The sequence below is a fragment of the Duganella paludis genome (genome assembly GCF_054461335.1).
The window spans coordinates 1405181-1427599 of the sequence record NZ_CM136922.1 but is presented as its reverse complement, the minus strand read 5'-3'; the positions used below and the strand labels follow the sequence as shown (position 1 = coordinate 1427599).

Here is a 22419-nt window from a genome sequence, read left to right as displayed (position 1 = left end):
CTTACTTGCTCAGGTCGATGGTGTACTTGCCGAAGCCGCTGGCGTCCTGGCCGCCTTCCGCCGTCACCGCCGTGATGCCGCTGCTCTTGGCCAAGGCCAGGTGGCCGGGCGCCGAACGCAGGATCACCGGACCGGCGGTGGCCACCTTCACAAAGCTCCAGCTGCGCGCGCTGCCGTTGCCGCTCAGCGTGACCTTGCCGGTGGCCGTGCCCTGCGCGCTCAGGTAGTTGCTGACCACGGTCTGGTTGGCGTCCGGCGACTTGATGATGGTCTTGCTGCCGTCGATGCCGGGCACCGCACCGCCGCCGCCCGCGCGATAGTCGTTGGTGGCGACGATGAAGTCGTCCGCATCCGCCACCGCCTTGCCGAGGTAGCTCAGGTTGACGATGCGGCTGCCGGCCGGCTTGGTGACGTCGATCTGGTAGGTCAGGGCGTTGTTCTCGGCGTAGAACACGTCGTAGTTGTAGATGGTGCCGTAGCTCGGCACCAGATCCTGCTCGGCGGTCTTGGCCGGGTCGATCTGGCCGAATTGCTTGGCTGCCGTTTCCAGCCACGCCTTCAGGTCGGAACCCTTGATCTTCACGGCTTGCAGGTTGTTGTTCGAGTACAGGTACAGGTCACCCGGATTGCGTACCTGCAGGCCAATCGGCGCGGCGGCGCTGGCGCCCGGCGCCACGTCGGTAAAGTCGGAAGGACCGTTGCGGCCGGCCTTGAACGGGGCGCTGCACGAGATCACCGGGATGTTCTTGTAGCTGGCCAGCGTGGCGTCGGTGCTGGTGGCGATGAAGTTCTTCACGTAAGCCAGCTGGGCCTGGTTGACCAGCTGGATGGCGCTGACATCGCCGGCCAGCGAGAAGTAGGACGACATCTCGAAGTCGGTGCTCACGCCCAGCGGCTGCTTGGCGTAGGCAATGGTGGCGGCGTGCTCGGTGGCCACCAGCGGCGCGACGGTGGCGTCGGCGGCGATGTTGGTGGCGCCGTCGGTGTACTTGAAGCCGCGCGATTCGACCGTGGTCTTGGCCGGCTGCACCACCCACTTGCCGTTGGTGTAGGCCAGGGTCAGCTTGATGATGCCGAGGCGGCGGCCCCAGCTTTGCGCCATCACGGTCGGCACGCCGTTGACGAAGCCGTTCACGGCGTCGATGTTGGCGCTGGCCGGGAAGGCCACGAACGATGGATCGAGCGCGGCGGCGCCGGTCTCTTTGCCTTTCGGGAAGATCAGGTGCGAGTGGCCGATCAGCAGGGCGTCGATGCCGGTGCTGGTCAGGTGGTAGGAGCCGTTTTCCATTTTCGGGCTGTAGGCGCTCGGGTCGAGGCCGCCGTGCGACAGCGCCACCACCAGGTCGGCGCCCTTGGTGCGCATCTCTGGCACGTACTGCTTGGCCGCTTCCTGCACGCCGGTGATGGCGACCTTGCCGGCCAGGTTTTTCTGGTCCCATTCCAGGATCTGCGGCGGCACAAAGCTCATGATGCCGATGTTCAGTTTCACGTCCAGCTTGCTGCCGTCCGGTTTCAGCGCCGAGAAGGTGCGCGGCAGCAGGGTGTAGGGTTGCACGATCGGCTTGCCGCTGGCCACGCCGGTGACGTTGGTCAGCACCAGCGGGAAGGCCGGAGCGCCGCAGGTGCCGGTTGGCTTGGTCACGCCGGGAATGCCGAAGTCGGTGTTGGTGATTTGGCTCAGCAGTGGCAGGCCATAGTTGAATTCATGGTTGCCGAAGCCGCCGCCGTCGTACTTCATGGCGTTCATGACTTTGTGCACGGCCATGGTGTCGCTGCATGGAATTGGTTTGGTCACGGCTTGCAGGTCGCCCAGCAGCGTGCCCTGGATGGTGTCGCCGTCGTCCAGCAGCACGTTGTTTGGATTCTCCGTGCGTGCGGCGTTGACCAGCGAGGCGGTGCGTTCCAGGCCGAGACTGGTGTCCTCGGCCAGCGAGTAGTAGTTGTAGCTCATGACGTTGGCGTGGATGTCGGTGGTTTCCAACAGCGCCAGCGTGACCGTGGTGCCTTCCGGGATCGCCGGAGTGGCGGGAGTGGTGGCAACCGGGGCGCTGTCGCCGCCGCATGCTACGAGACCGGCTGCGCTCAGGGCGGCCAGCATCACCAGATTCAATTTCATCGCTACCTCAAAGGTGAAAATTCAAGGTTGCGACTTTAGCCATTTATCGTGACAGCGCCATGACATTACTCAATCGTAATCTTTCGCGCTATTTTTGGGGAGCAGGAGCAGGAGCAGGCTGGGCGTAGACAATCACCGGCGGCTGGGGCGCCGGCGGCGGCGCCTTGGGGACAGCGTTGTTGAGGACGAAGGTGATGACCGTCAGGCCGGTGCCGCCCAGCACGATGGCCGTGCCGACCACCCACTTGATCATGTCGGCAAAGCCTTTGTGCATCTCGACTCGCAGCGCACCGATCTTCTCCTCCAGGTCCGCCTTGGTGGCCATGAGTTCCAGGCGTGCCTCGATCTTGGCCAACCTGATGTTGGTTTCCGCTGCGAATTCCTCAAGTTTTGTGATCCGGGCTTCCATCTTTGAATGTTAGCCAGCGAGTGCGGTGACGTCCAGTGGAACCGGACGTCACCTTTGCGCTAGATCATCAGAACTTCACGTACAGGCGGCCGAAGTAGGACGCGCCATTCAGGCCGAACTGTACCGACTCGTACTTGAAGCCATTGTCGGTCTCGTCTGGATTCTGCTCGCTCGGATGAACGTTGAAGATGTTGTTGCCACCGAACGTGAACTTCATGTTCTTGTTGATGGTGTAGGTGAACGCCAGGTCGGCCGAGGTCTTGGGCTTGTAGTACTGGTTCGCCACACCGCCGGCGGTACCGCTGTAGGTGCCCAGGGTCTGCTGGCCGAAGTGAATGATCTTCAGGTCGCTTTCCCAAGCGCCGTGGATGTAGTCGAAGCCCAGCGTGGCCTTCGAGCGCGGCGCGCCCTGTTCGATGTACAGGCGCTCCTTCTCCGACAGCAGCACGTCCTCATAGCCCTTCAGCGAGGCCGGCGCGTGGATGCCGGTCACTTCGGTCTTGCTGACGTTCAGGCCCAGGAAGGTGGTCAGCTTGTCCGCACCGAAAGTGGCCTTGTGCGAGGCGGTCAGGTCCAGGCCCTGGGTCTTGGTGTCGACCGAGTTGACGAAGAACTGCGCCTGGCCCACGCCCAGCGTCGACAGCTTGGTCGCCAGGTCAGGGTAGTTGCTGTCGTCGAAGCGGCCCGACAGCACGATGCGGTCCTTGATCTTGATCTGGTACAGGTCGGCGGTGACGGACACGGCTTGCGTCGGCGTCCAGGTCGAGCCCAGCGTGTAGCTGGTGGACTTTTCCTTGGTCAGCTTCGGAATCCCGGCCAGGTTGGTGACGGCGCTGTTGTTCGGCGCCAGCACCACGTCGGTCGGCACGCCGCCGATGAAGTCGGTGAAGGTCGACGAGAAGTACATCTGCTGCAGCGACGGCGCGCGGAAGCCGGTCGAGGCCGAACCGCGCAACAGCACGGTCGGCGCCACGCGCCAGCTGCCGGCCAGCTTGCCGGTGGTGGTCGAGCCGAAGTCGCTGTACTTCTCGTAGCGCACCGCGCCCTGGGCCTTGACCGTATCGGTCAGGTCGGCCTCCAGGTCGAGGTAGGCCGCCACGCTGTGGCGGTTGGCGTCGACCTGGTCGGCCGGCTGGAAGCCCGGGAAGCCCTGGCTGCCGGCGTTGCCGCCCACGCCCACGCCGTCGGCGTCGATGTAGGAACCGGTTTCGCCGGAGAAGATCTTGTAGTTCTCGTGGCGGTACTCGCCGCCGAAGGCGACGTTCAGGCCGCGGCCGATGGCGCCGTCGAAGTAGCGGTTGAAGTCCAGGTTGGTGGTCAGCTGCTCGAACGAGAAGCCGCCGGCGTTGAAGTGGCTGGCGCTGACGCCCTTGCCGCCGGCCAGCAGATCCTTGTTGGCGATCGACGCGTTCAGCGTGTTGCTGATGTCGTAGATCATCTTGTTCTTGCCGTAGGTCTGCGACACGTCCATATTCCACTCGCCGAGCTGGTTGCGGTGGCCGAGGATGGCGTACTGGTCGTCGATCTTGGCGTTGATGAACGGCACGAAGCCGTTCGGGTACATGGCCGCCGAGTTACGCGACGGGATGTCGTCGCTGTCGATGCCGCCGCGCGCCCAGGCGCCGGACGAGGCGTCGCGCTTTTGCGCGCCGGCCGTGAAGTACAGGCGCCCGGTGCCGGTAGTCGGCAGTTCGCCGTTCAGGTAGATGGTCTGGTTCTGGGTCTTGCTGTCGCCGATGGTGCGCGGATTGTCGGCGTCGGCGCGGTTCGAACGGCCACGGTCGAGGTATTCGCCGGTGATGCCCAGCACGCCGTTGTTGCCGATGTCAAAGCCGCAGTAGGCCGAGGCCAGCCAATTCTTGCCGTCGCGCTTGCTGTACTGGCTGTAGCCGGTGACCGCTTCGCAGGTCTTGGATTTCTTCAGGCCGATGTCCATCACGCCGGCGATCGCGTCCGAGCCGTACTGGGCGGCGGCGCCGTCGCGCAGCACCTGCACGTCCTTGATGGCCAGCATCGGGATGGCGTTCATGTCGGTGCCGGTGTTGCCGCGGTTGCGCGCGCCGAACAGGTTGACCAGCGCGGTGGTGTGGCGGCGCTTGCCGTTCACCAGCACCAGGGTCTGGTCCGAGCCGAGGCCGCGCAGGGCGGCGGAGTCGACCAGGTCGGCGCCGTCCGAGCCGGTCTGGCGGGTCGAGTTGAACGAAGGCGAGACATAGGTCAGCGTCTGGGCCAGGTCGAACTGGCCGCCGCTTTCGGAGATCTTGCTCAGGGGAATGACATCGACCGGCACCACGGTGTCGGTGGCGGAGCTGGCGGCGCGGCGCGAGCCGATCACGCTCACCGATTGCATGGTGGTGTCGGTGGTTTGTGCGTAGGTCTCAGTCATCAGGGCCAGGGTGCTGGCGCCGTACAGGCTGAGTAAGACGGCTTTACGTAAGGTAGTGGTTGCGAACACGTGTCGTCTCCCATGAAAAATTTGATTTTATGCAAATTAGTCATATAGACAGGTGTTTTTGTAGCAATTTGACATGCAAACATTATTTTGTGTTGTATGCATGCTTCACCCGGCTGTCTCTCTACGTAGAGTTACGCAGGCTCGGTTTTTCCACTAATTAAAATATTTTCATCGCGCAAGGTGGTATGCAGCCGGCACGGGGTGCCGAGATGGGCGCCCTGGTACAGGGTCAGGCCGGTGCCCAGGTGCACGCTGAGGGCGCCGGCCGCCACGCCGGTGGCGCTGTCTTCGGCGGCTGGATCGAGATGATTGAGGTTGCGGCCTTCAAACGCGCCGTCGGCGCGGCGGCACCAGACGTAGCAACCGCTGACGCCGTGCTGCTTGCCCCACTCATGAATGCGCGGCAAGTCGGGCGTCAGCGCTTGCAGGGTGGCGCTGTCGGCCACCTCCAGCAGCAGCTTGGGGCTGCCGACCGACGCGATCGCCGGCGGCGAGGCCAACTGCAAGCCCGGCGCGGCCAGCAACTGCGCGGCCAGCGCCGGCGTCACCGCCACTTCGGGGGCGGCCTGGGGCGTTAGCGCGATGAAGACGTCGTCATCCTGCAGGATCAGCGTCAGCGGCTGGCGGCGCATGGCGGTGTGCACCAGCAATTGTGGCCGCTCGGCCGACAGCAGCATCCGCGCTGCCGCCAGGGTGGCGTGCAGACAAAGCGGGCTGCGCATATGCGGATAAAAATAATCGAGCACGATGCCGCCATCGTCCGCCACATCGACAAACACGCAAGCCGGCTTGTTGCGCGCCCGTGCCCACAACTGCCGCTGCGCCACATCCGAGCGGTCCCGCTGCACCACAACCACTGCATTCCCGCCTCCGGGCGCAACGCCAAAACAAAGAAATTCCTGTACCACGCTCATTCGCTGTCCTGCATCAAAAAACAAGTCCCAATTTTGGTCACCATTCGATGACCGAACAGATCATATGACATATCCATGCACAGCGACCCTGCACTTGATGTTTTGCTGGACTTCAATGGTGTGCGGTTGGAGCAGAGTGGCGGATACTGGATTAAGATTGAAGCCAGGTTGGTAGATGCATCGCGTGCTGCCCCTCATGGCATTCGATACTTCGGATATCGCGGGAGGTAAAAGAGTAATGGAAGCGTTAGCAGTTGGTGTCATGTCGCCGGAGCGCATGCGTGAGCGTGTGCAGGGGATGGTGAGCGGGGCGTATAAACCGGAACCGGAGGAACCTAAGATTTGGTTCGCCTCGATGGAGTCTCTTGCGGAGATGCTCAGCGACGAAAACCGTGCATTGCTGCGCGTTATCGCCGATACCAAGCCTGACTCCATCTCCGCGTTGGCCAAGACCACGGGACAGAAACCGGGAGAGCTATCGCGCATCTTGAAGAAAATGTCCAATTGTGGCGTCGTGGAATTAAAGCGTTGTCGAAATTATCTTCGCCCAGTAGCTAAGGCTGTCGAATTCCGCATCGTCGTTTCTTGAAGCATCAATAGGGATGGGTGTAAAATACTGTATAAAAACACAGTATTCATATGAGCACGCCATCGCCCACCGTCGGACTGCCGGCCTATGCCGAGTTGTTCTGTTTGTCCAACTTTTCCTTTCTGCACGGCGCTTCGCATGCGGAGGAGCTGGTCGCGCGCGCGGTGCAGCTTGATTATTCGGCGCTGGCCATCACCGATGAGTGCTCGCTGGCCGGGGTGGTGCGTGCCCACGGCGAGGCCAAGGACAAGCTGCCGCTGATTATCGGTAGCTATTTCCGCCTGATGAATCCGGACGGCACGCCCGGCCTGGCGTTCGTGGCGCTGGCGCAGAACCGCGAAGGCTATGGTAACCTCTGCGAAATTATCACCATCGCGCGCAACCGCGTGGCCAAGGGCAGCTATCTGCTGACCCCGGCCGACCTGGCGTCGCCGCCGCCGCAGTTCGCCCACCTGCAAGGCTTGCCGGACTGCCTGCTGATCCTGCTGCCCGATTATCCGGCCCACATGCCCAAGGACGTGGACCGCCTGCACGCGCAGGCCGCGTGGATGGAAACCACGTTTCCCGGCCGTGTCTGGATGGGGCTGAACCTGCTGTTGCGTTCCTTCGACGAGGCGCACCGGCTCAGCATTGCGGAGGTGGCCGCGCAGCACCAGATGGCGGTGGTGGCGGTGGGCCATGTGTGCATGCACGTGCGCTCGCGCAAGCCGCTGCAGGATACGCTGACGGCGATCCGCGTCGGCAAGCCGGTGGCCGAGTGCGGCTATGCGCTGGCGCAGAACGCCGAGCAGCATCTGCGTCCACGTATGCAGCTGGCCAACCTGTATCCGCCGGCGGCGCTGGCCGAGACACTCAAGATCGCCGAACAATGCACCTTTAACCTCACTGAACTCAAATACCAGTATCCGCATGAGTTGATTCCATCAGGCCATACGGCGGCTAGCTACCTGCGGCAGGAAGTTGAAAAAGGGACGGTAGAGCGCTGGCCCGATGGCATGCCTGAAAAGGTCGGCACGCAGATCGAGGCGGAGCTAGCGTTGATTGTCGGCCTGGAATATGAATCCTATTTTCTCACCGTGCATGACATCGTCCGGTTTGCCAGATCGAAAGGAATACTCTGCCAGGGGCGAGGCTCGGCGGCGAATTCCGCCGTCTGTTATGCCCTGGGCGTGACCGCAGTCGATCCCGCACAAGGTAACTTGCTGATGGGGCGATTCATCTCGAAAGAGCGCAATGAACCGCCCGATATCGACGTGGACTTTGAGCACCAACGGCGGGAAGAAGTCATTCAGTACATCTACGAAAAATATGGCCGCGACCGCGCCGCCCTCGCTGCCGTGGTGATCAGCTACCGCCCCAAAAGCGCATTGCGCGATAGCGGCAAGGCACTGGGTGTCGACCTGGCGATCGTGGAAAAGGTCTGCAAGTCGCAGCGCTGGTTTGATAGCCGCCATGACCTGGTGGAGCGGTTGGCTGAGTGCGGATTAGACCCTGAGTCGCAATTGGCGCAGCAATGGGCGGCGCTCGCGTTTGCCTTGCTGGGATCTCCTCGGCATTTATCACAGCATCCAGGCGGTTTTGTGATTTCACAGGAAAAATTGACGCGGCTGGTGCCTGTTGAAGCGGCCACCATGGAAGGCCGTCACGTCATTCAATGGGACAAGGATGATCTGGAAGAGCTGGGCTTGATGAAGGTCGATGTGCTGGCCTTGGGCATGTTGTCAGCCTTGCGGCGAGCGCTGGATCTGCTGGGAACTATGCGCGGAAAGCGTATGGATTTATACGATATTCCCAGGGAGGACGTGGCAACCTACGACATGATCTGCGAAGCTGACACGATCGGCGTCTTCCAGATCGAATCGCGCGCCCAGATGAGTATGTTGCCGCGCCTGCGGCCCAGGCGGTTTTATGATCTGGTCGTCGAAGTGGCTATTGTGCGGCCCGGGCCGATCCAGGGAGGCATGGTGCACCCCTATCTGCAACGGCGCATGGGACTGCAAAAAATTGACTGTCCCAAGGGATTGGAGACGGCGCTCGGCCGCACCATGGGCGTGCCCATTTTCCAGGAGCAGGTGATGCAGATTGCCATGATCGCCGCCGGCTTTAGCGAAGGCGAGGCCGATGAATTGCGCCGCGCGATGGCAGCCTGGAAGCGCAAGGGCGGCGTCGATGGATATCATGACCGCATCGTCAACGGCATGACCGCACGGGGCTATGATCTGAAGTTTGCCAAAGCGATTTTTGAGCAGATCAAAGGCTTTGGCGAGTATGGTTTCCCCGAGTCGCACGCGGCCAGCTTTGCGCTGTTGACCTATTTCAGCTCGTGGATCAAATGCCACGAACCGGCCGCCTTCCTGTGCGCGCTGCTCAACAGCCAGCCGATGGGCTTCTACAGCCCGTCGCAACTGGTGCAGGACGCCAAGCGCCACGGCGTGGTGGTGCGCGAGATCGACGTCGCCATCAGCGGCTGGGATTCCTCGCTGGAAGAACCGGCCGGGCAGCTGGGCCAGCCGGCGGTGCGGCTCGGCCTGTCCATGTTGAAGGGCATGCGCGAGGACGTGGCGCAGCGCATCGCGGCGGCGCGCGCCCACGGTCCGTTCGCCGGCGTCGATGAACTGGCGCGCCGCGCCGACCTCGATCGCCACGCCCTGCAGGTGCTGGCTGGCGGCAACGCCCTGCGCCAGCTGGCCGGTCACCGCCGCCAGGCGCTCTGGCAGGCGGTCGGTGCGGTGCCGGACAAGGACTTGCTGCGGCCCACCGCGCCGCGTGAAGCGGCGCCGGTGCTGGCGGCGCCGTCCGAAGGCGAGGACATCCTTGGCGACTACCGCTCGCACGGCCTGACGCTGGGCCGCCATCCGCTGGCGCTGCTGCGCGCCACGCTCACGCAACACCGCTTCATGCCGGCCGAAACGCTCAACAGCTACACCAGCGGCATGGTGGCGCGCGCCTGCGGCATGGTCACCGTGCGCCAGCGTCCCGGCACCGCCAAGGGCGTGATCTTCATGACGCTGGAGGATGAAACCGGCAACGTCAACGTCATCATCTGGCCGGCCTTGCTGGAGCAGCAGCGCCGCGAAGTGCTGAGCGCGCCGCTGCTGGGCGTGTATGGCGTGTGGCAGCAGGAGGGCATGGTGCGCCATCTGGTGGCCAAGCGCCTGGTCGACATGTCCCATCTGCTGGGACGGTTGCCGACCGTGAGCCGCGATTTCTGCTAACTAGCGGCTTTGCTGCAACAAAAGTCGGCATTTCACCTATTTGGGTGACGAGGCTTAACAATATCAATACTATAATTTCCTGCCAGTAGGCAATTCCTCTTTTTAGCGTCGCACTAATCCTCAGGGCCCGAGCAATGAAAACTCCGTCACGATTTTTGATCACGCTGGCGCTGGCGACGCTGGGCGGCTGCGGCCAGCAGTCCGGGTCCGATACGCCGGCGGCGGCGCTGGTGGCGTCAAGCGGCCAGGTGGTCAACAAGCCGGATACCACGGTCTCCCATTACGCCGCCGCCCGGTTCGCCGAGCAGGCCACCTTCGGCCCGACGCCGGAGCTGGTCGCCGAGCTGGAGAAAAAAGGCTACGCGCAATGGATAGACGAGCAGTTCGCCTTGCCCGCGTCCAAATACAATACCGCGCCGATCCGGGTCTACAACAGCGAGATCCCGGCCGAGGGCCAGCGCGCCAACGATTACTACGTCTCCGAGACCTATCCGCTGCTGGTCAACAGCCAGGACCAACTGCGACGCCGGGTCAGCTGGGCGCTGTCGCAGTTCGTGACGGCTTCGGTGGGCAAGCTGACGCCGTATCCGGGCCTGGTCTACGCCAACTTCCTGCAGGACCAGGCGTTCGGCAACTATGGCGACTTCATCCGGGCGCTGACCATCCATCCCCCGATGGGGCTGTATCTCGACAACCTGCAGAACCGGCCGTTGTCGCCGCAGTGCATCGGCTGCGCGCCGAACGAAAACTATGCGCGCGAGCTGCTGCAGCTGTTCACCCTGGGCGTGGTCAAGCTCAATATGGACGGCAGCACCGTGCGCGACGCCAAGGGCGCGCCGGTCGAAACCTACAGCCAGGAGGACGTCTCGCAGCTGGCGCGCGCGTTGACCGGCTGGAGCATGGCCGAGGCGCCGTCGCGCTGGGACTGGTCGAACCGCGATGGTGTGCTGTTCCCCGACAGCTGGGACCAGGCCCACGACTACGGCCAGAAAACCGTGCTGGGCACCACCTTCCCGGCCGGCAAGGGCGCCGCCGCCGAACTGGAAACCATCGTCACCATGCTGATGGGGCACCAGAACATCGCCCCCTTCATCAGCCTGCGCATGATCCAGCATCTGGTGACCAGCAACCCGACGCCGGCCTACATCGGCCGCATCGCCGCCGTGTTCCGCAACAACGGCCAGGGCGTGGCCGGCGACATGAAGGCGGTGGTCAAGGCCATCCTGCTCGACCCGGAAGCCCGCAAGGGTGACCAGTTGGGCGCCGACACGACGCGCTTCGGCAAACTGCGCGAGCCGGTGCTGTGGTTCACCGGCGTGATGCGTGGCCTGGGGTGCCGGCAGGCGCCGAAATGGGACAACTCGAACGATTTTGCCCAACCCTACCAGCAGATGCCCTACAACGCCAGCAGCGTGTTCAGCTTCTACGCGCCCACCGACCGGGCGCCTGGCAGCAACCTGCTGGCGCCCGAACAAAAGCTGATCAACGCCGACACGCTGGCCTCGCGCATGGGCGGTTTCAACTTCGGCAGCACCACGGCGGCGGCGGCGGCCGGCTGCAAGATCGATCCTTTCGGCCAGGCGCTGGCGGCCTCGCCGCAGTCGTATGTCAACCTGGTCAACGAGCGCTTCTTCAGGGGGGCCATGGCGCCGACCCTGCGCCAGAACCTGATCGACCTGGCCCCCACCATCTGGGGCGAGAACAACAATATGAAGGCCATGAATTTGCTGGCCTACGCGCTGTCGAGCCCTTATTACGGAGTGATGCGATGATGAACCTGAAGCGACGCCATTTCCTGCGCCTGTCGGGCGCGGCGCCGGTGCTCGGCATGCTCGGCGGCGCCGCGCTGCTGGGCCAGATGCGCAACGGCCAGGCCGCCGCCAGTGATTACCGTGCGGTGATCTGCCTCTACCTCGGCGGCGGCAACGACGGCAACAACACCCTGGTACCGCTGGATGGCGCCTTTGGCGACTATGCCTCGGCGCGTCCGGAGCTGGCGCTGCCCAAGGACAGCCTGGTGCCGCTGGGCGGCAGCAGCGCCGGTCACACTTTCGGCCTGCACCCGGCGCTGGCGCCGCTGGCCGGCCTGTACAACCAGGGCCGGCTGGCGTGGATCGCCAACGCCGGGCCGCTGGTCAAGCCGGCCACCGCGCGCCAGGTGCTGGAGCAATCGGTGCAAGTGCCATCGTTCCTGCTGTCGCACAGCGACCAGGCCATGTGGCAGCAGGGTTGGATGGGCGACGCCGACGGCAGCGGTTGGGCCGGCCGCTCGCTCGAGTACTTCCCGACCGCGCTGCGCAACAACATCAACGCCGTCACCATGAGCAACGACCGCACGCTGGTGCTGGGCCGTAATTCGCCGGTGTCCTTCCTGAGCAGCGGCGACTCCCGTTACTGGGGCGCGGCCGACCTGGCGCAGCCGCAGGCGCCGGCCACCCAGGCCATGAACCGCATGGCCCAGTGGCAGTTCGCCAATCAGTACGAGGCCGAGTATGCGGCCACCTTCGGGCGCAGCGTGGCGGACTCCACCTTGTTCACCCAGGCGGCCTTGATCGCCAAGCCGCCGGCCGGCAATTTTGCCGACAACGACCTGGCCTACAACCTGAAGAAACTGGCTTCGCTGCTGCCGGTGTTCAAGAGCCTGGGCTACAAGCGCCAGGTGTTCATGGTGCAGTGGGGCAGTTTCGACACCCACACCGGCCAGCGCGGCAGCAGCGCCAATTCGCAGGACAGTCAGCTCGATGTGATGGCCAAGGCGCTGGCCGCGTTCGACCAGGCCAACCAGGCCTCCGGTATGGACCAGAGCGTGGTCACGCTGATGATGACCGACTTCGGCCGCACCCTGCGCCAGGCCTCCGGCGGCGGCACCGACCACGCTTGGGGCAACCACCTGTTCGCCATGGGCGGGCCGGTGGCCGGCGGCCAGGTGCTGGGCACCTTCCCGACCCTGGTGCCGGGCGGCGTCGACGACATGGACAAGGACCAGGCCGGCCGCTGGGTGCCGACCACCTCGACCGACCAGGTCGGCGCCAGCGTGATGCAATGGATGGGCTTGCCCGCCGGCGACATCACCAGCGCCTTCCCGCACCTGGCCAACTTTTCCCAGAAAACCCTGGGTTTCCTGCGTAGCTAAAGGCAAGGGCGTTTATGGATATCCACTTAACCAAGCACAACGACACCTATATTCAGAAGATCAAGGACGAGTGGAACACCTTCTTCGGAGAAGAAGGCGACGACATCTTCAAAATGTACGACGGCACCGTGGTCGGCGGCCAAGGCAACGACCGCATCGAAAAAGCGGCCGATGCCGAACCCTGGCGCGGACTGCAGGTCGCCTACTGGGACAGCCCGGGTGCCATCAAGGTTGATCTTGAGGCCGGCTACGCGGATGACGGCTGGGGCACGCGCGACACCCTGATCGGCGTGACCGACGTCGGTTGCGGTTGGGTCGACAGCGACGTGCGCGGCAGCGCGGGCGACAATTCGGTTTACCTCGGCGGCCTGCACAGTGTGGTGGACGGCCGTGGCGGCCAGGATACGATATGGCTGCCCGAGTTCGTGCAGGGCGTCACCAATTTTTCGGACTTCAATATCAAGGTCAGTATCGACGGCCTCACTGCCGTGATCACGTCGAAGCAGGAGGCCGGTTTTTCGGTGCAGGTCAGCAATGTCGAGCTGATCGGCATGGGCGGTCACTGGGATGACAGGTTCTCGCTGCTCAATTTCATCAAGCCGGAGGACGTGGCCATCCAGGGCCTGGTCGCCGGCGGCGATGCGCGCTGGAACGCTGGCGCGGAGATGGGCACGGCGGCGCAGGTGTCGTACAGCTTCGTGACGCAGGCGCCGGCCAGCGGCGCCGGCGCCACCGGCTTCCGCGCCTTCACGGCGGCCGAGCAGGCCACGGTGCGCGCCATCTTCGACGAGCTGTCCAAGCTGACCGGACTGAGCTTCAAGGAAGTGACCGAGACCGGCGGCGCCGTCGGCGACGTGCGCTTCGGCGCCAGCGAACAGAGCGCCACCAAGGGCGTGACCAGCCTGCCCGGCAGCGGCGCCGGCGGCGACGTCTGGATGGACCTCGATTCCATGTTGCAGCTCACGCCCGGCTCGGAAGGCTACGCCGCGCTGCTGCACGAGATCGGCCACGCGCTGGGCCTGCGCCACCCGACCAATGTCGATCCGGGCGACCACTACGCCGCGCAGTTTCATGCCAACTTCGACATGACCGGCTTGACGGTCATGTCGGGCAACGCTTCGCCGGACGGGCTGTTCCCGGCCACCTGGGGCGCGCTCGACGTCACCGCGCTGCGCGCGCTGTACGGCCAGACCGCCTTCAACGCCGGCGACACGGTCTATCAGCTCAGCGGCCTGCAGTTCAGCGCTGAAACCAGCATCACCGACGATGGCGGCATCGACACGCTCGACGCCTCGCTGGCCGTCACCGGCGCGTCGATCAACCTGACGCCGGGGCAGGTGAGCAGCGTCGGCGTCACCGCCGGCGGCGCCAGTTCCATCAACAACCTGTCGCTGGGCACCAGCACGCTGATCGAACGCGCGATCGGCTCCGCCTTCGACGACGTCATGCTCGGCAACGACGCCGACAATACACTTAAGGGCGGCCTCGGCAACGACTGGATCGACGGCGGCAAGGGCAGCGACACCGCCGTGTTCGACGGCGTCCGCAGCGACTATCTGCTCAGCTCGGGCTTCGGCAAGATCTTCGTCACCGCGCGCGACGGCAGCAGCGGCTTCGACACGCTGCTGGCCACCGAAGTGCTGCAGTTCGCCGACGGCAGCGTCACGCTCGGCAAATCGGCCTTCGGCGCCGACCTGACGTTCGCGGTCGACCAGTCGGCCCAGGCCGCCGGCGTGCTGCCGGACCCCAGCGACGAGGCGCGCGCGCTGGTCAGCTACAAGCTCGACGCCAAGCCGCTGCACGGCACACTGACCCTGAACACCGACGGCAGCTATGTGTACGTGCCGAACCGCAGCTACAGCGGCAACGACAGCTTCAGCTACATCCTCAGCGACCAGGCCGGCGGCAGCAATGTCTACCACACCTTCATCAGCGTGCTGCCGACCGGCGGCGTGCCGCCCGTGCTCGGCACAGAGGGGCGCGACCTGCTCAACGGCAGCGTGATGGACGACCAGGTCGACGGCGGCGCGGGACTGGACACCTTCGTGGTGGCCGGCAAGCGCGCCGACTTCACGGTCGTGAAAACCGCCAAGGGCTACACGCTGACCGACAACACCGGCGTGCAGGGCATGGACAGCCTGGTCAATGTCGAGCGCATCAAGTTCAACGACGCCAGCATCGGTCTCGATGCCGAGGGTGTGGGCGGCATGGCCTATCGGATCTACCAGGCCGCCTTCGGCCGCTCGCCCGACGCGGCCGGCCTCGGCTACTGGCTGACGCAGATGGACCAGGGCCTGACGCTGCGCCAGGTGGCGCAGAGTTTCGTCGACTCGGCCGAGTTCAAGGACCTGTACGGCAGCAATCCGACCAACGCCCAGGTGGTGGAAAAGTTCTACCAGAACGTGCTGCACCGCGCCGGCGAGCCGGCCGGCGTGGCTTACTGGAACGGCATCCTCGACCAGAAGCAGGACACGGTCTCCGGACTGCTGATGAACTTCAGCGAGGGCTTTGAGAACCATGACGCCCTTGCCACGGTGATCGGCAACGGCTTTACCTACGTTCCCTATGGCTAGGCGGCCGAACGCCGCGCCAGGAGTCCGGCTGGCGGCCCCGTTGGCCGTCGCGGTCGCCACGGTTGCCGCCATTGTGCTCGCCATGGCGCCGGCGCGCGCGCTGGAGCCGGGCCAGGCGGCGCCGGAGCTTGCCGTCGTCAAGGGCGTGGACGCGGCCGCGCCGCGCCTTGCCGATTATCGCGGCAAGGTGGTGTACCTGGATTTCTGGGCCTCGTGGTGCGGGCCCTGCAAGCAATCGTTCCCCTGGATGGCGGCGATGCAGGCGCGCTACGCGGCGCAAGGCCTGCAGATCATCGCCGTCAACCTCGACGCCGACAGCGAGGACGGCCGCCGCTTCCTGGCCGCCACGCCGGCGGCGTTCCCCGTCATTTTCGACCCCGAAGGCAAGCTGCCGCGACTCTACGCGATCAAGGGCATGCCCAGCAGCTTCCTGATCGGCCGCGACGGCCGCGTGCGCAAGCAGCACGCCGGCTTCAATCCAGGCATCCGGCAACAGCTGGAAGCCGACCTGCAATCCGCGCTGGAGGAACAACCATGAAACAAATTTTCGCCGCCCTGCGCCGGCGCATCGCATCGCGGCTGGCGCTGCTTTCCACGGTCCTGCTGGCTGGCTTGCTGAGCGGCTGCGCCGGACCGGCCGTGCAACCCTGGGAGCGCGGCACGCTGGCGCGCACCGAGATGACCTTCAACGGCAACCAGCTGGACAGCAAATTCGCCGAGCACATCTACAGCAGCAAGGAAGCGGCCGCCGGCGGCGCGGGCGTGGGCGGCGGCGGCTGCGGGTGCAACTGATGACGGAAAATGTGATTTCCAAGCCGGCCGCGCTCGGCTCGTCCCTGCTGGCGGCGGCCATGGCGCTGCCGTTGACCCTGACGGCGCCTTTGCCGGCGCAGGCTGAAACCGCGCCCGAGCGCGCCACCATCAGCTACAAATACCTGGACTACCAGGACCGCCAGCCCGACGCCGACCGCATCCGCGTCAAGGCCAGCGCCATCAACATCGTCGTCCCGGTGGCCGGCGTGTGGGCGCTGGGCGCCACGCTGGTGCACGACGCCATCTCCGGCGCCTCGCCGGCCTACCACACGGAACTGCTGACCAATATGCACGACACGCGCCGCGCGGCCGACCTCGAAGCCACGCGCTACTTCGAGCGCGCCAGCGTCACCGTCGGCGCCAGCGTCTCCAGCGAATCGGACTACCTGTCGCGCGCCGGCTCGGTACAGGGCAACCTGTCGAGCGAAGACCAGAACACCACCTGGACCGCCGGACTGTCGTTCAGCAACGACGACATCAACTCCAACAACCGCGTCGCCAAGGGCCAGACCAAGCACATCGGCGCGGCCCTGCTGGGCGTGACGCAGGTGCTGGGCATCAACGACATCGTGCAGCTGAACCTGGGTCGTTCGCTCGGCACCGGCTATTTTTCCGATCCCTACAAGGTGTTCGATGAACGCCCGCGCAGCCGCCGCATCAGCACAGTGATGGGGCGCTGGAATCATCACGTGCCGAGCGTGAAGGGCACGGTGCGGCTGAGCTACCGCTACTACAGCGATTCATGGGACGTGCGCGCCCATACGCTGGGCGCGGAATACGTGCAGCCGCTGCCCGGCGGCTGGACCCTGACCCCGGCGCTGCGCCTGTACACCCAAAGCGCGGCGCACTTTTACGTGGACGCCGAGCCCGGTTCGCCCTTCGTGCCCAGCCCGCCTGCGGACTGGATCTACTACGCGGAGGACCAGCGCCTGTCGGCCTTCGGCGCCGTCACGCTCGGCCTCAAGGTGGCCAAGCAGCTCAACGCCGACTGGCAGGTCGACTTCAAGCTGGAGCACTACGACCAGCGCTCGAACTGGCGGCGTTTCGGCGAGGGCAATCCGGGCCTGCCACGGTTCCAGGCGCGCAGCGTGTTCGCCGGGTTGTCGCGGCAGTTCTGATGGCGGACATGGAAATCCAGCGGCACCCGTTCAGCGCCATGGCCTGCGCCTGCGAAATCGTGATCGCCGCCGATCCGGCGCAGGGTCCGCAGGCGACGGCGGAAGCGGTGGCGGCGGCCATTGCCGAAGTACACCGCATCGAAACCAAGTTCTCGCGCTACCGTGCGGACAGCGTGCTGTCGCGCATCAACGCGGCCGCCGGCGGCAAGGCGGTCGAGTGCGACGCCGAGACCATCTCGCTGCTGGACTACGCGGATACGCTGTTCAACGCCAGCGACGGCCTGTTCGACATCACCGCCGGCGTGCTGCGGCAGGCCTGGGACTTCAAGCGCGCGCAGCTGCCATCCTCCGCCGAACTGGCGCGCGTGTGCGCCCTGATCGGCTGGGAGCGGGTGCAACGCGGCGCCGGCCGCGTGCGGCTGCCGCAGGCCGGCATGGAGCTCGACTTCGGCGGCTTCGGCAAGGAATACGCGGCCGACCGTGCCGGCGCCATGCTGGCCGCCGCCGGCCTGCGCCACGGCTATGTCAGCCTGGGCGGAGACCTGCGCGTGATCGGTCCCAAGCCCGACGGCACGCCGTGGATGATCGGCATCCAGGACCCGCGCCGGCCCGGCGCCATCATCGCCAGCATTCCGGTGACGCAGGGCGGCCTGGCCACCAGTGGCGACTACGAACGGTTTTTCGAGCTGGACGGGCGGCGCTACTGCCACCTGCTGAATCCGCGCAGCGGCCAGCCGGTCAGCCACTGGCGTACCATCAGCGTGGTGGCGCCGCTGGCCGTCATGGCCGGCAACTGCAGCACTATCGCCATGCTGAAGGAAGAGATGGCGCTGGACTTCCTGGAGGCGACCGGCGTAAGCTATCTGGCAATGGATCAGCAGGGCGCCATCCATGTCGCCAAGCCCCGGGCCGAGTGATAATTGAGTAAAAGTTAACGGAGATTCCTGAAGCATGGCGACCATATTCGGCTCGGCGGGCAACGACACCTGGAGGGTGGTTGCGGCCAATTCCTTCACCCTGGACGGCCTGGGCGGCATCGACACGCTCGACCTCGGCACCTCGCTGCGCAGCGACTACACCATCACCCAGGCCAGCGACGGCGCCGTGCTGATCGATACCTTGTCCGGCGCCAGTGCGGCGCTGCACGCCAAGCTGTACAACATCGAAACGCTGGCCTTCAACACCCGTGGCGACATGCTGGACCTGACCAACTACTTCGGCCTGACGGTGGCGGGCGGGGCGGGCGATGACGTGCTGACCGGCGGCAGCGCCGGCGACACCCTGCGCGGCGGCGCCGGCAGCGATCGTTTGGACGGCGGCGCAGGCAACGACCTGCTCGACGGCGGCGCCGGCATTGACATCGCCGTATTCCACGGCAACCGCGCCGACTTCAGCGTGGCCAAAACCGCCACCGGCTACACGGTGACGGCGCTGTCCGGCAACGCCGGCGTGGATACGCTGGTCGATGTCGAACGGCTGGCCTTCAATGATGTGACGGTGGGGCTGGACTTCAACGGCCTCGGCGGACAGGCCTACCGCCTGTACCAGGCGGCCTTCGATCGCACGCCGGACTTGGCCGGCCTCGGCTACTGGCTGTACCAGATGGAGCGCGGCGTCGGCCTGAACCAGGTGGCGCGCGATTTTTCCACCTCGACTGAATTCCAGGACATCTATGGCATCGCGCCCAGCAATGATGAAATCGTTCAGCGGCTGTACATGAATATCCTGCACCGACCCGGCGAGGCGGCCGGCGTGGCGTACTGGAAGGGGATATTGGATGGCGGCCTGGATACCTTGGCCAATGTGCTGGTGAATTTCTCGGAAGGGGCGGAGAATGTCGCCGCCCTGATCGGCGTGGCCGAAGCCGGTTTCGCCTACACGCCTTACGGCGCGGGCTGAACCGGCCCCGGTCGTTCCTGACGCTGCTTAGCGCAGGCCGACGCCGCTGCCGCCGATGGTGGTGCCGTAGTAGTCATGCACCTGGCTGGCCCAGGTCTGGTTGGCCATGTCCGGCCAGTCGTCCTTGTCGAAGCCGGGCGCGTCCTCGATGCGTTCCTTGTCGAGGTTGAGGGTGAAGCGCTTGTTGACGGTGTCCAGCGTCAGGGCTTCCCAAGGCACGGCGAACAGCTTTTCGCCGATGGTCAGCACGCCGCCGTAGGCCATGACCGCGTAGGCGATCTTGCCGGTGTGCATGTCGAGCATGATTTCCTTGATCTCGCCCAGGTGCTCGTTTTTCAGGTTGTGGACGTGGTCGCCAATCAGCGTGTCGGCGCCCATCAGTTCCGGGCCGGGGCCCTTGTGGCCGTTGTCCACATACATGCCATATTGGTCGCGATCTTCGTAGCTCATGATGAATCTCCTCTGATTGGTGAAGTTGCAATTTTGCTCTTTTTGGCCGGCCGGATCTGTACGCTGATGCACATGCGGGGTGAAGAATTGCGCGTTTTAGGGTATAATTTCAATTTCCCGCATGTGCCGTTCGGCACCTTCCGCAATGACCAAATTTGTCTTCGTCACTGGCGGCGTCGTGTCTTCCCTGGGTAAAGGGATCGCCGCTGCCTCTCTCGCCGCGATCCTTGAATCGCGCGGCCTCAAAGTCACCATGCTCAAGCTGGATCCGTACATCAACGTCGATCCGGGCACCATGTCGCCTATGCAACACGGTGAAGTGTTCGTCACCGACGACGGCGCCGAAACCGATCTCGACCTCGGCCACTACGAGCGCTTCATCAGCACCCGCATGAAGAAGGTGAACAACTTCACCACCGGCCAAATCTACGAATCGGTGATCCGCAAGGAACGCCGTGGCGAGTACCTGGGCAAGACCGTGCAGGTCATTCCGCACATCACCAACGAAATCCAGGACTACATCCGTCGCGGCGCCGAAGGCTACGACGTGGCCCTGTGCGAAATCGGCGGCACCGTGGGCGACATCGAATCGCTGCCGTTCCTGGAAGCGGCACGTCAGCTGAGCCTGCGCGCCGGCCGCAAGAACACCGCCTTCGTGCACCTGACCCTGGTGCCGTACATCGCCTCGGCCGGTGAACTGAAGACCAAGCCGACCCAGCACTCGGTACAGAAGCTGCGCGAAATCGGCATCTCGCCGAATGCGCTGCTGTGCCGCGCCGACCGCGCCATCCCGGAAGACGAACGCGCCAAGATCTCGCTGTTCTCGAACATCGAAGAGCAGGCCGTGATCTCCGTGTGGGACGTCGACACCATCTACAAAGTGCCGCAAATGCTGCACGACCAGGGCCTGGACGCCATCATCTGCGAAGCGCTGGACCTGAACCCCGCGCCGGCCGACCTGTCGGTCTGGAGCAAGCTGATCTTCACGCTCGAGCATCCGAAGTCGGAAGTATCGATCGGCATGGTCGGCAAGTACGTCGAGCTGACCGAATCGTACAAGTCGCTGACCGAAGCGCTGCGCCACGCCGGCATCCACAACGAAGCCAAGGTCAACATCGAGTACATCGACTCGGAAGAGATCGAAACCATCGGTTGCGCCTCGCTGGCCAAGTACGACGCCATCCTGGTGCCGGGCGGCTTCGGCAAGCGCGGCGTGGAAGGCAAGATCATGGCGGCCCAGTTCGCCCGTGAGAACAAGATCCCTTACCTCGGCATCTGCCTCGGCATGCAGGTCGCGCTGATCGAATACGCGCGCCACAAGGCCGGCCTGACCAGCGCCAACTCGACCGAGTTCGACCTCGACACCGCCCAGCCGGTCGTCGCCCTGATCGACGAATGGCAAGGCCAGGACGGCAAGGTTGAAAAGCGCGACGAGAACTCCGACCTGGGCGGCACCATGCGCCTGGGCGCGCAGACCTGCGCCATCAAGCCGGGCACGCTGGCGTCGGAAATCTACGGCGCGGTCGTGACCGAGCGTCACCGTCACCGTTACGAAGCCAACAACCACTACCTGCCACGCGTGGAAGCGGCCGGCCTGGTGGTGGCGGCCCGTACCCCGACCGAAGACCTGTGCGAAATCATGGAACTGCCACGCAGCGGCGACAACGCCCACCCATGGTATATGGGCGTGCAGTACCACCCTGAATTCAAATCGACCCCGCGTGACGGCCACCCGCTGTTCACGTCTTACATCAAGGCGGCCCTGGCTCACAAGGCCGCAGGAGAAGCAGCATGAAACTGTGCGGATTCGACGTAGGCCTGGACCAACCGTTCTTCCTGATCTCCGGTAACTGTGTCGTCGAATCGCGCCAGATGGCCTTCGACACCGCCGGCGCGCTGAAAGAGATGACCACCGAGCTGGGCATTCCTTTCATCTTCAAGGCCTCGTTCGACAAGGCCAACCGCTCGTCGGGCACCTCGTATCGCGGCCCCGGCCGCGAGCAGGGCCTGGAGATCCTGGCCGCCGTCAAGCGCGAGCTGAACGTGCCGGTGCTGACCGACGTGCACTCGATCGAAGACATCGAAGTGGCCTCGAAAGTGGTGGACGTGCTGCAGACCCCGGCCTTCCTGTGCCGCCAGACCGACTTCATCGTCGCCTGCGCGCAGTCCGGCCTGCCGGTCAACATCAAGAAGGGCCAGTTCCTGGCCCCGCACGACATGAAGAACGTGATCGACAAGGCCCGCGCCGCCGCCAAGGCAGCCGGCCTGAACGAAGACAACTTCATGGCCTGCGAACGCGGCGCCTCGTTCGGCTACAACAACCTGGTGTCGGACATGCGCTCGCTGGCGATCATGCGCGAAACCGGTTCGCCGGTGGTGTTCGACGCCACCCACTCGGTGCAGCTGCCGGGCGGTAACGGCACTTCCTCGGGCGGCATGCGCGAGATGGTGCCGGTGCTGTCGCGCGCGGCCGTGGCCGTGGGCGTCGACGGCCTGTTCATGGAAACCCATCCCAACCCTGCGGAAGCACTGTCGGACGGCCCCAACGCCGTGCCGCTGGGCCGCATGAAGGACCTGCTGTCGGTTCTGATCGAACTCGACCGCGTCACCAAAAAAGCTGGCTTCCTGGAGAACAGCTTCAACTAAGCAGCCTGCCCGGTGTGGGAAAATTAACAATATTCCCGGCACCGGGTACAATTCCCGTTATCCTTGACCTCGCAACGCGCGTAAAGACG

17 protein-coding genes are annotated in these 22419 nt (G+C 64.6%); 12 read left to right on the top strand and 5 right to left on the bottom strand.

The window, feature by feature from the left end; all coding sequences use genetic code 11:
* Position 1 precedes the first annotated feature (1 nt).
* The 4 genes from ACXZ1M_RS06420 to ACXZ1M_RS06405 form a co-directional block, all read right to left on the bottom strand.
* The gene (locus ACXZ1M_RS06420; RefSeq protein ID WP_459052359.1) at positions 2 to 2116 is read right to left on the bottom strand and encodes a bifunctional 2',3'-cyclic-nucleotide 2'-phosphodiesterase/3'-nucleotidase; all 2115 of its coding nucleotides are present in this window, start codon (positions 2114 to 2116) and stop codon (positions 2 to 4) included.
* 88 nt (positions 2117 to 2204) lie between these two features.
* Complete coding sequence (locus tag ACXZ1M_RS06415; protein WP_459052358.1) at positions 2205 to 2525, bottom strand: hypothetical protein; 321 nt, start codon at positions 2523 to 2525, stop codon at positions 2205 to 2207.
* Between the two features lie 67 nt (positions 2526 to 2592).
* Positions 2593 to 4980, bottom strand: coding sequence for a TonB-dependent receptor plug domain-containing protein (locus ACXZ1M_RS06410; RefSeq protein WP_459052357.1), 2388 nt, complete (start codon positions 4978 to 4980; stop codon positions 2593 to 2595).
* A 131-nt stretch (positions 4981 to 5111) separates the two neighbouring features.
* On the bottom strand, positions 5112 to 5894 hold the full coding sequence (locus ACXZ1M_RS06405; RefSeq protein ID WP_459052356.1) for a PhzF family phenazine biosynthesis protein: 783 nt from the start codon (positions 5892 to 5894) through the stop codon (positions 5112 to 5114).
* Between the two features lie 196 nt (positions 5895 to 6090).
* On the opposite strand from ACXZ1M_RS06405, the gene ACXZ1M_RS06400 reads away from it, so the two are divergent.
* From ACXZ1M_RS06400 to ACXZ1M_RS06355, 10 genes are all read left to right on the top strand, one after another.
* Entirely contained in the window at positions 6091 to 6483 is a 393-nt protein-coding gene (locus ACXZ1M_RS06400; RefSeq protein WP_459052355.1) for an HVO_A0114 family putative DNA-binding protein, read from the top strand.
* A 50-nt stretch (positions 6484 to 6533) separates the two neighbouring features.
* Positions 6534 to 9698: an error-prone DNA polymerase gene (locus tag ACXZ1M_RS06395; RefSeq protein ID WP_459052354.1), complete on the top strand. Its 3165-nt coding sequence runs from the start codon at positions 6534 to 6536 to the stop codon at positions 9696 to 9698.
* 134 nt (positions 9699 to 9832) lie between these two features.
* Positions 9833 to 11470, top strand: coding sequence for a DUF1800 domain-containing protein (locus ACXZ1M_RS06390; protein ID WP_459052353.1), 1638 nt, complete (start codon positions 9833 to 9835; stop codon positions 11468 to 11470).
* Positions 11467 to 12831, top strand: coding sequence for a DUF1501 domain-containing protein (locus ACXZ1M_RS06385; protein ID WP_459052352.1), 1365 nt, complete (start codon positions 11467 to 11469; stop codon positions 12829 to 12831). The genes ACXZ1M_RS06390 and ACXZ1M_RS06385 overlap by 4 nt, the downstream gene beginning before the upstream one ends.
* 14 nt (positions 12832 to 12845) lie before the next feature.
* Entirely contained in the window at positions 12846 to 15404 is a 2559-nt protein-coding gene (locus ACXZ1M_RS06380) for a DUF4214 domain-containing protein (protein WP_459052351.1), read from the top strand.
* A gap of 40 nt (positions 15405 to 15444) precedes the next feature.
* Entirely contained in the window at positions 15445 to 15942 is a 498-nt protein-coding gene (locus ACXZ1M_RS06375; protein WP_459052350.1) for a TlpA family protein disulfide reductase, read from the top strand.
* Entirely contained in the window at positions 15939 to 16196 is a 258-nt protein-coding gene (locus tag ACXZ1M_RS06370) for a DUF4266 domain-containing protein (protein WP_459052349.1), read from the top strand. The genes ACXZ1M_RS06375 and ACXZ1M_RS06370 overlap by 4 nt, the downstream gene beginning before the upstream one ends.
* Complete coding sequence (locus tag ACXZ1M_RS06365) at positions 16196 to 17335, top strand: DUF3570 domain-containing protein (RefSeq protein ID WP_459052348.1); 1140 nt, start codon at positions 16196 to 16198, stop codon at positions 17333 to 17335. Before ACXZ1M_RS06370 ends, ACXZ1M_RS06365 begins: the two co-directional genes overlap by 1 nt.
* Positions 17335 to 18252 (top strand): FAD:protein FMN transferase, encoded by a 918-nt coding sequence (locus ACXZ1M_RS06360; RefSeq protein ID WP_459052347.1) that lies wholly within the window; start codon positions 17335 to 17337, stop codon positions 18250 to 18252. Before ACXZ1M_RS06365 ends, ACXZ1M_RS06360 begins: the two co-directional genes overlap by 1 nt.
* A gap of 34 nt (positions 18253 to 18286) precedes the next feature.
* Complete coding sequence (locus ACXZ1M_RS06355) at positions 18287 to 19234, top strand: DUF4214 domain-containing protein (RefSeq protein WP_459052346.1); 948 nt, start codon at positions 18287 to 18289, stop codon at positions 19232 to 19234.
* A gap of 27 nt (positions 19235 to 19261) precedes the next feature.
* Here ACXZ1M_RS06355 and ACXZ1M_RS06350 read toward each other — a convergent pair whose 3' ends face one another.
* Positions 19262 to 19684, bottom strand: coding sequence for a PRC-barrel domain-containing protein (locus tag ACXZ1M_RS06350; RefSeq protein ID WP_459052345.1), 423 nt, complete (start codon positions 19682 to 19684; stop codon positions 19262 to 19264).
* 145 nt (positions 19685 to 19829) lie between these two features.
* Here ACXZ1M_RS06350 and ACXZ1M_RS06345 point away from each other — a divergent pair, with 145 nt between their 5' ends.
* Positions 19830 to 21479, top strand: coding sequence for a CTP synthase (locus ACXZ1M_RS06345; RefSeq protein ID WP_459052344.1), 1650 nt, complete (start codon positions 19830 to 19832; stop codon positions 21477 to 21479).
* Positions 21476 to 22330: a 3-deoxy-8-phosphooctulonate synthase gene (gene kdsA / locus ACXZ1M_RS06340; protein WP_459052343.1), complete on the top strand. Its 855-nt coding sequence runs from the start codon at positions 21476 to 21478 to the stop codon at positions 22328 to 22330. Before ACXZ1M_RS06345 ends, kdsA begins: the two co-directional genes overlap by 4 nt.
* The last annotated feature ends 89 nt before the right edge of the window (positions 22331 to 22419 follow it).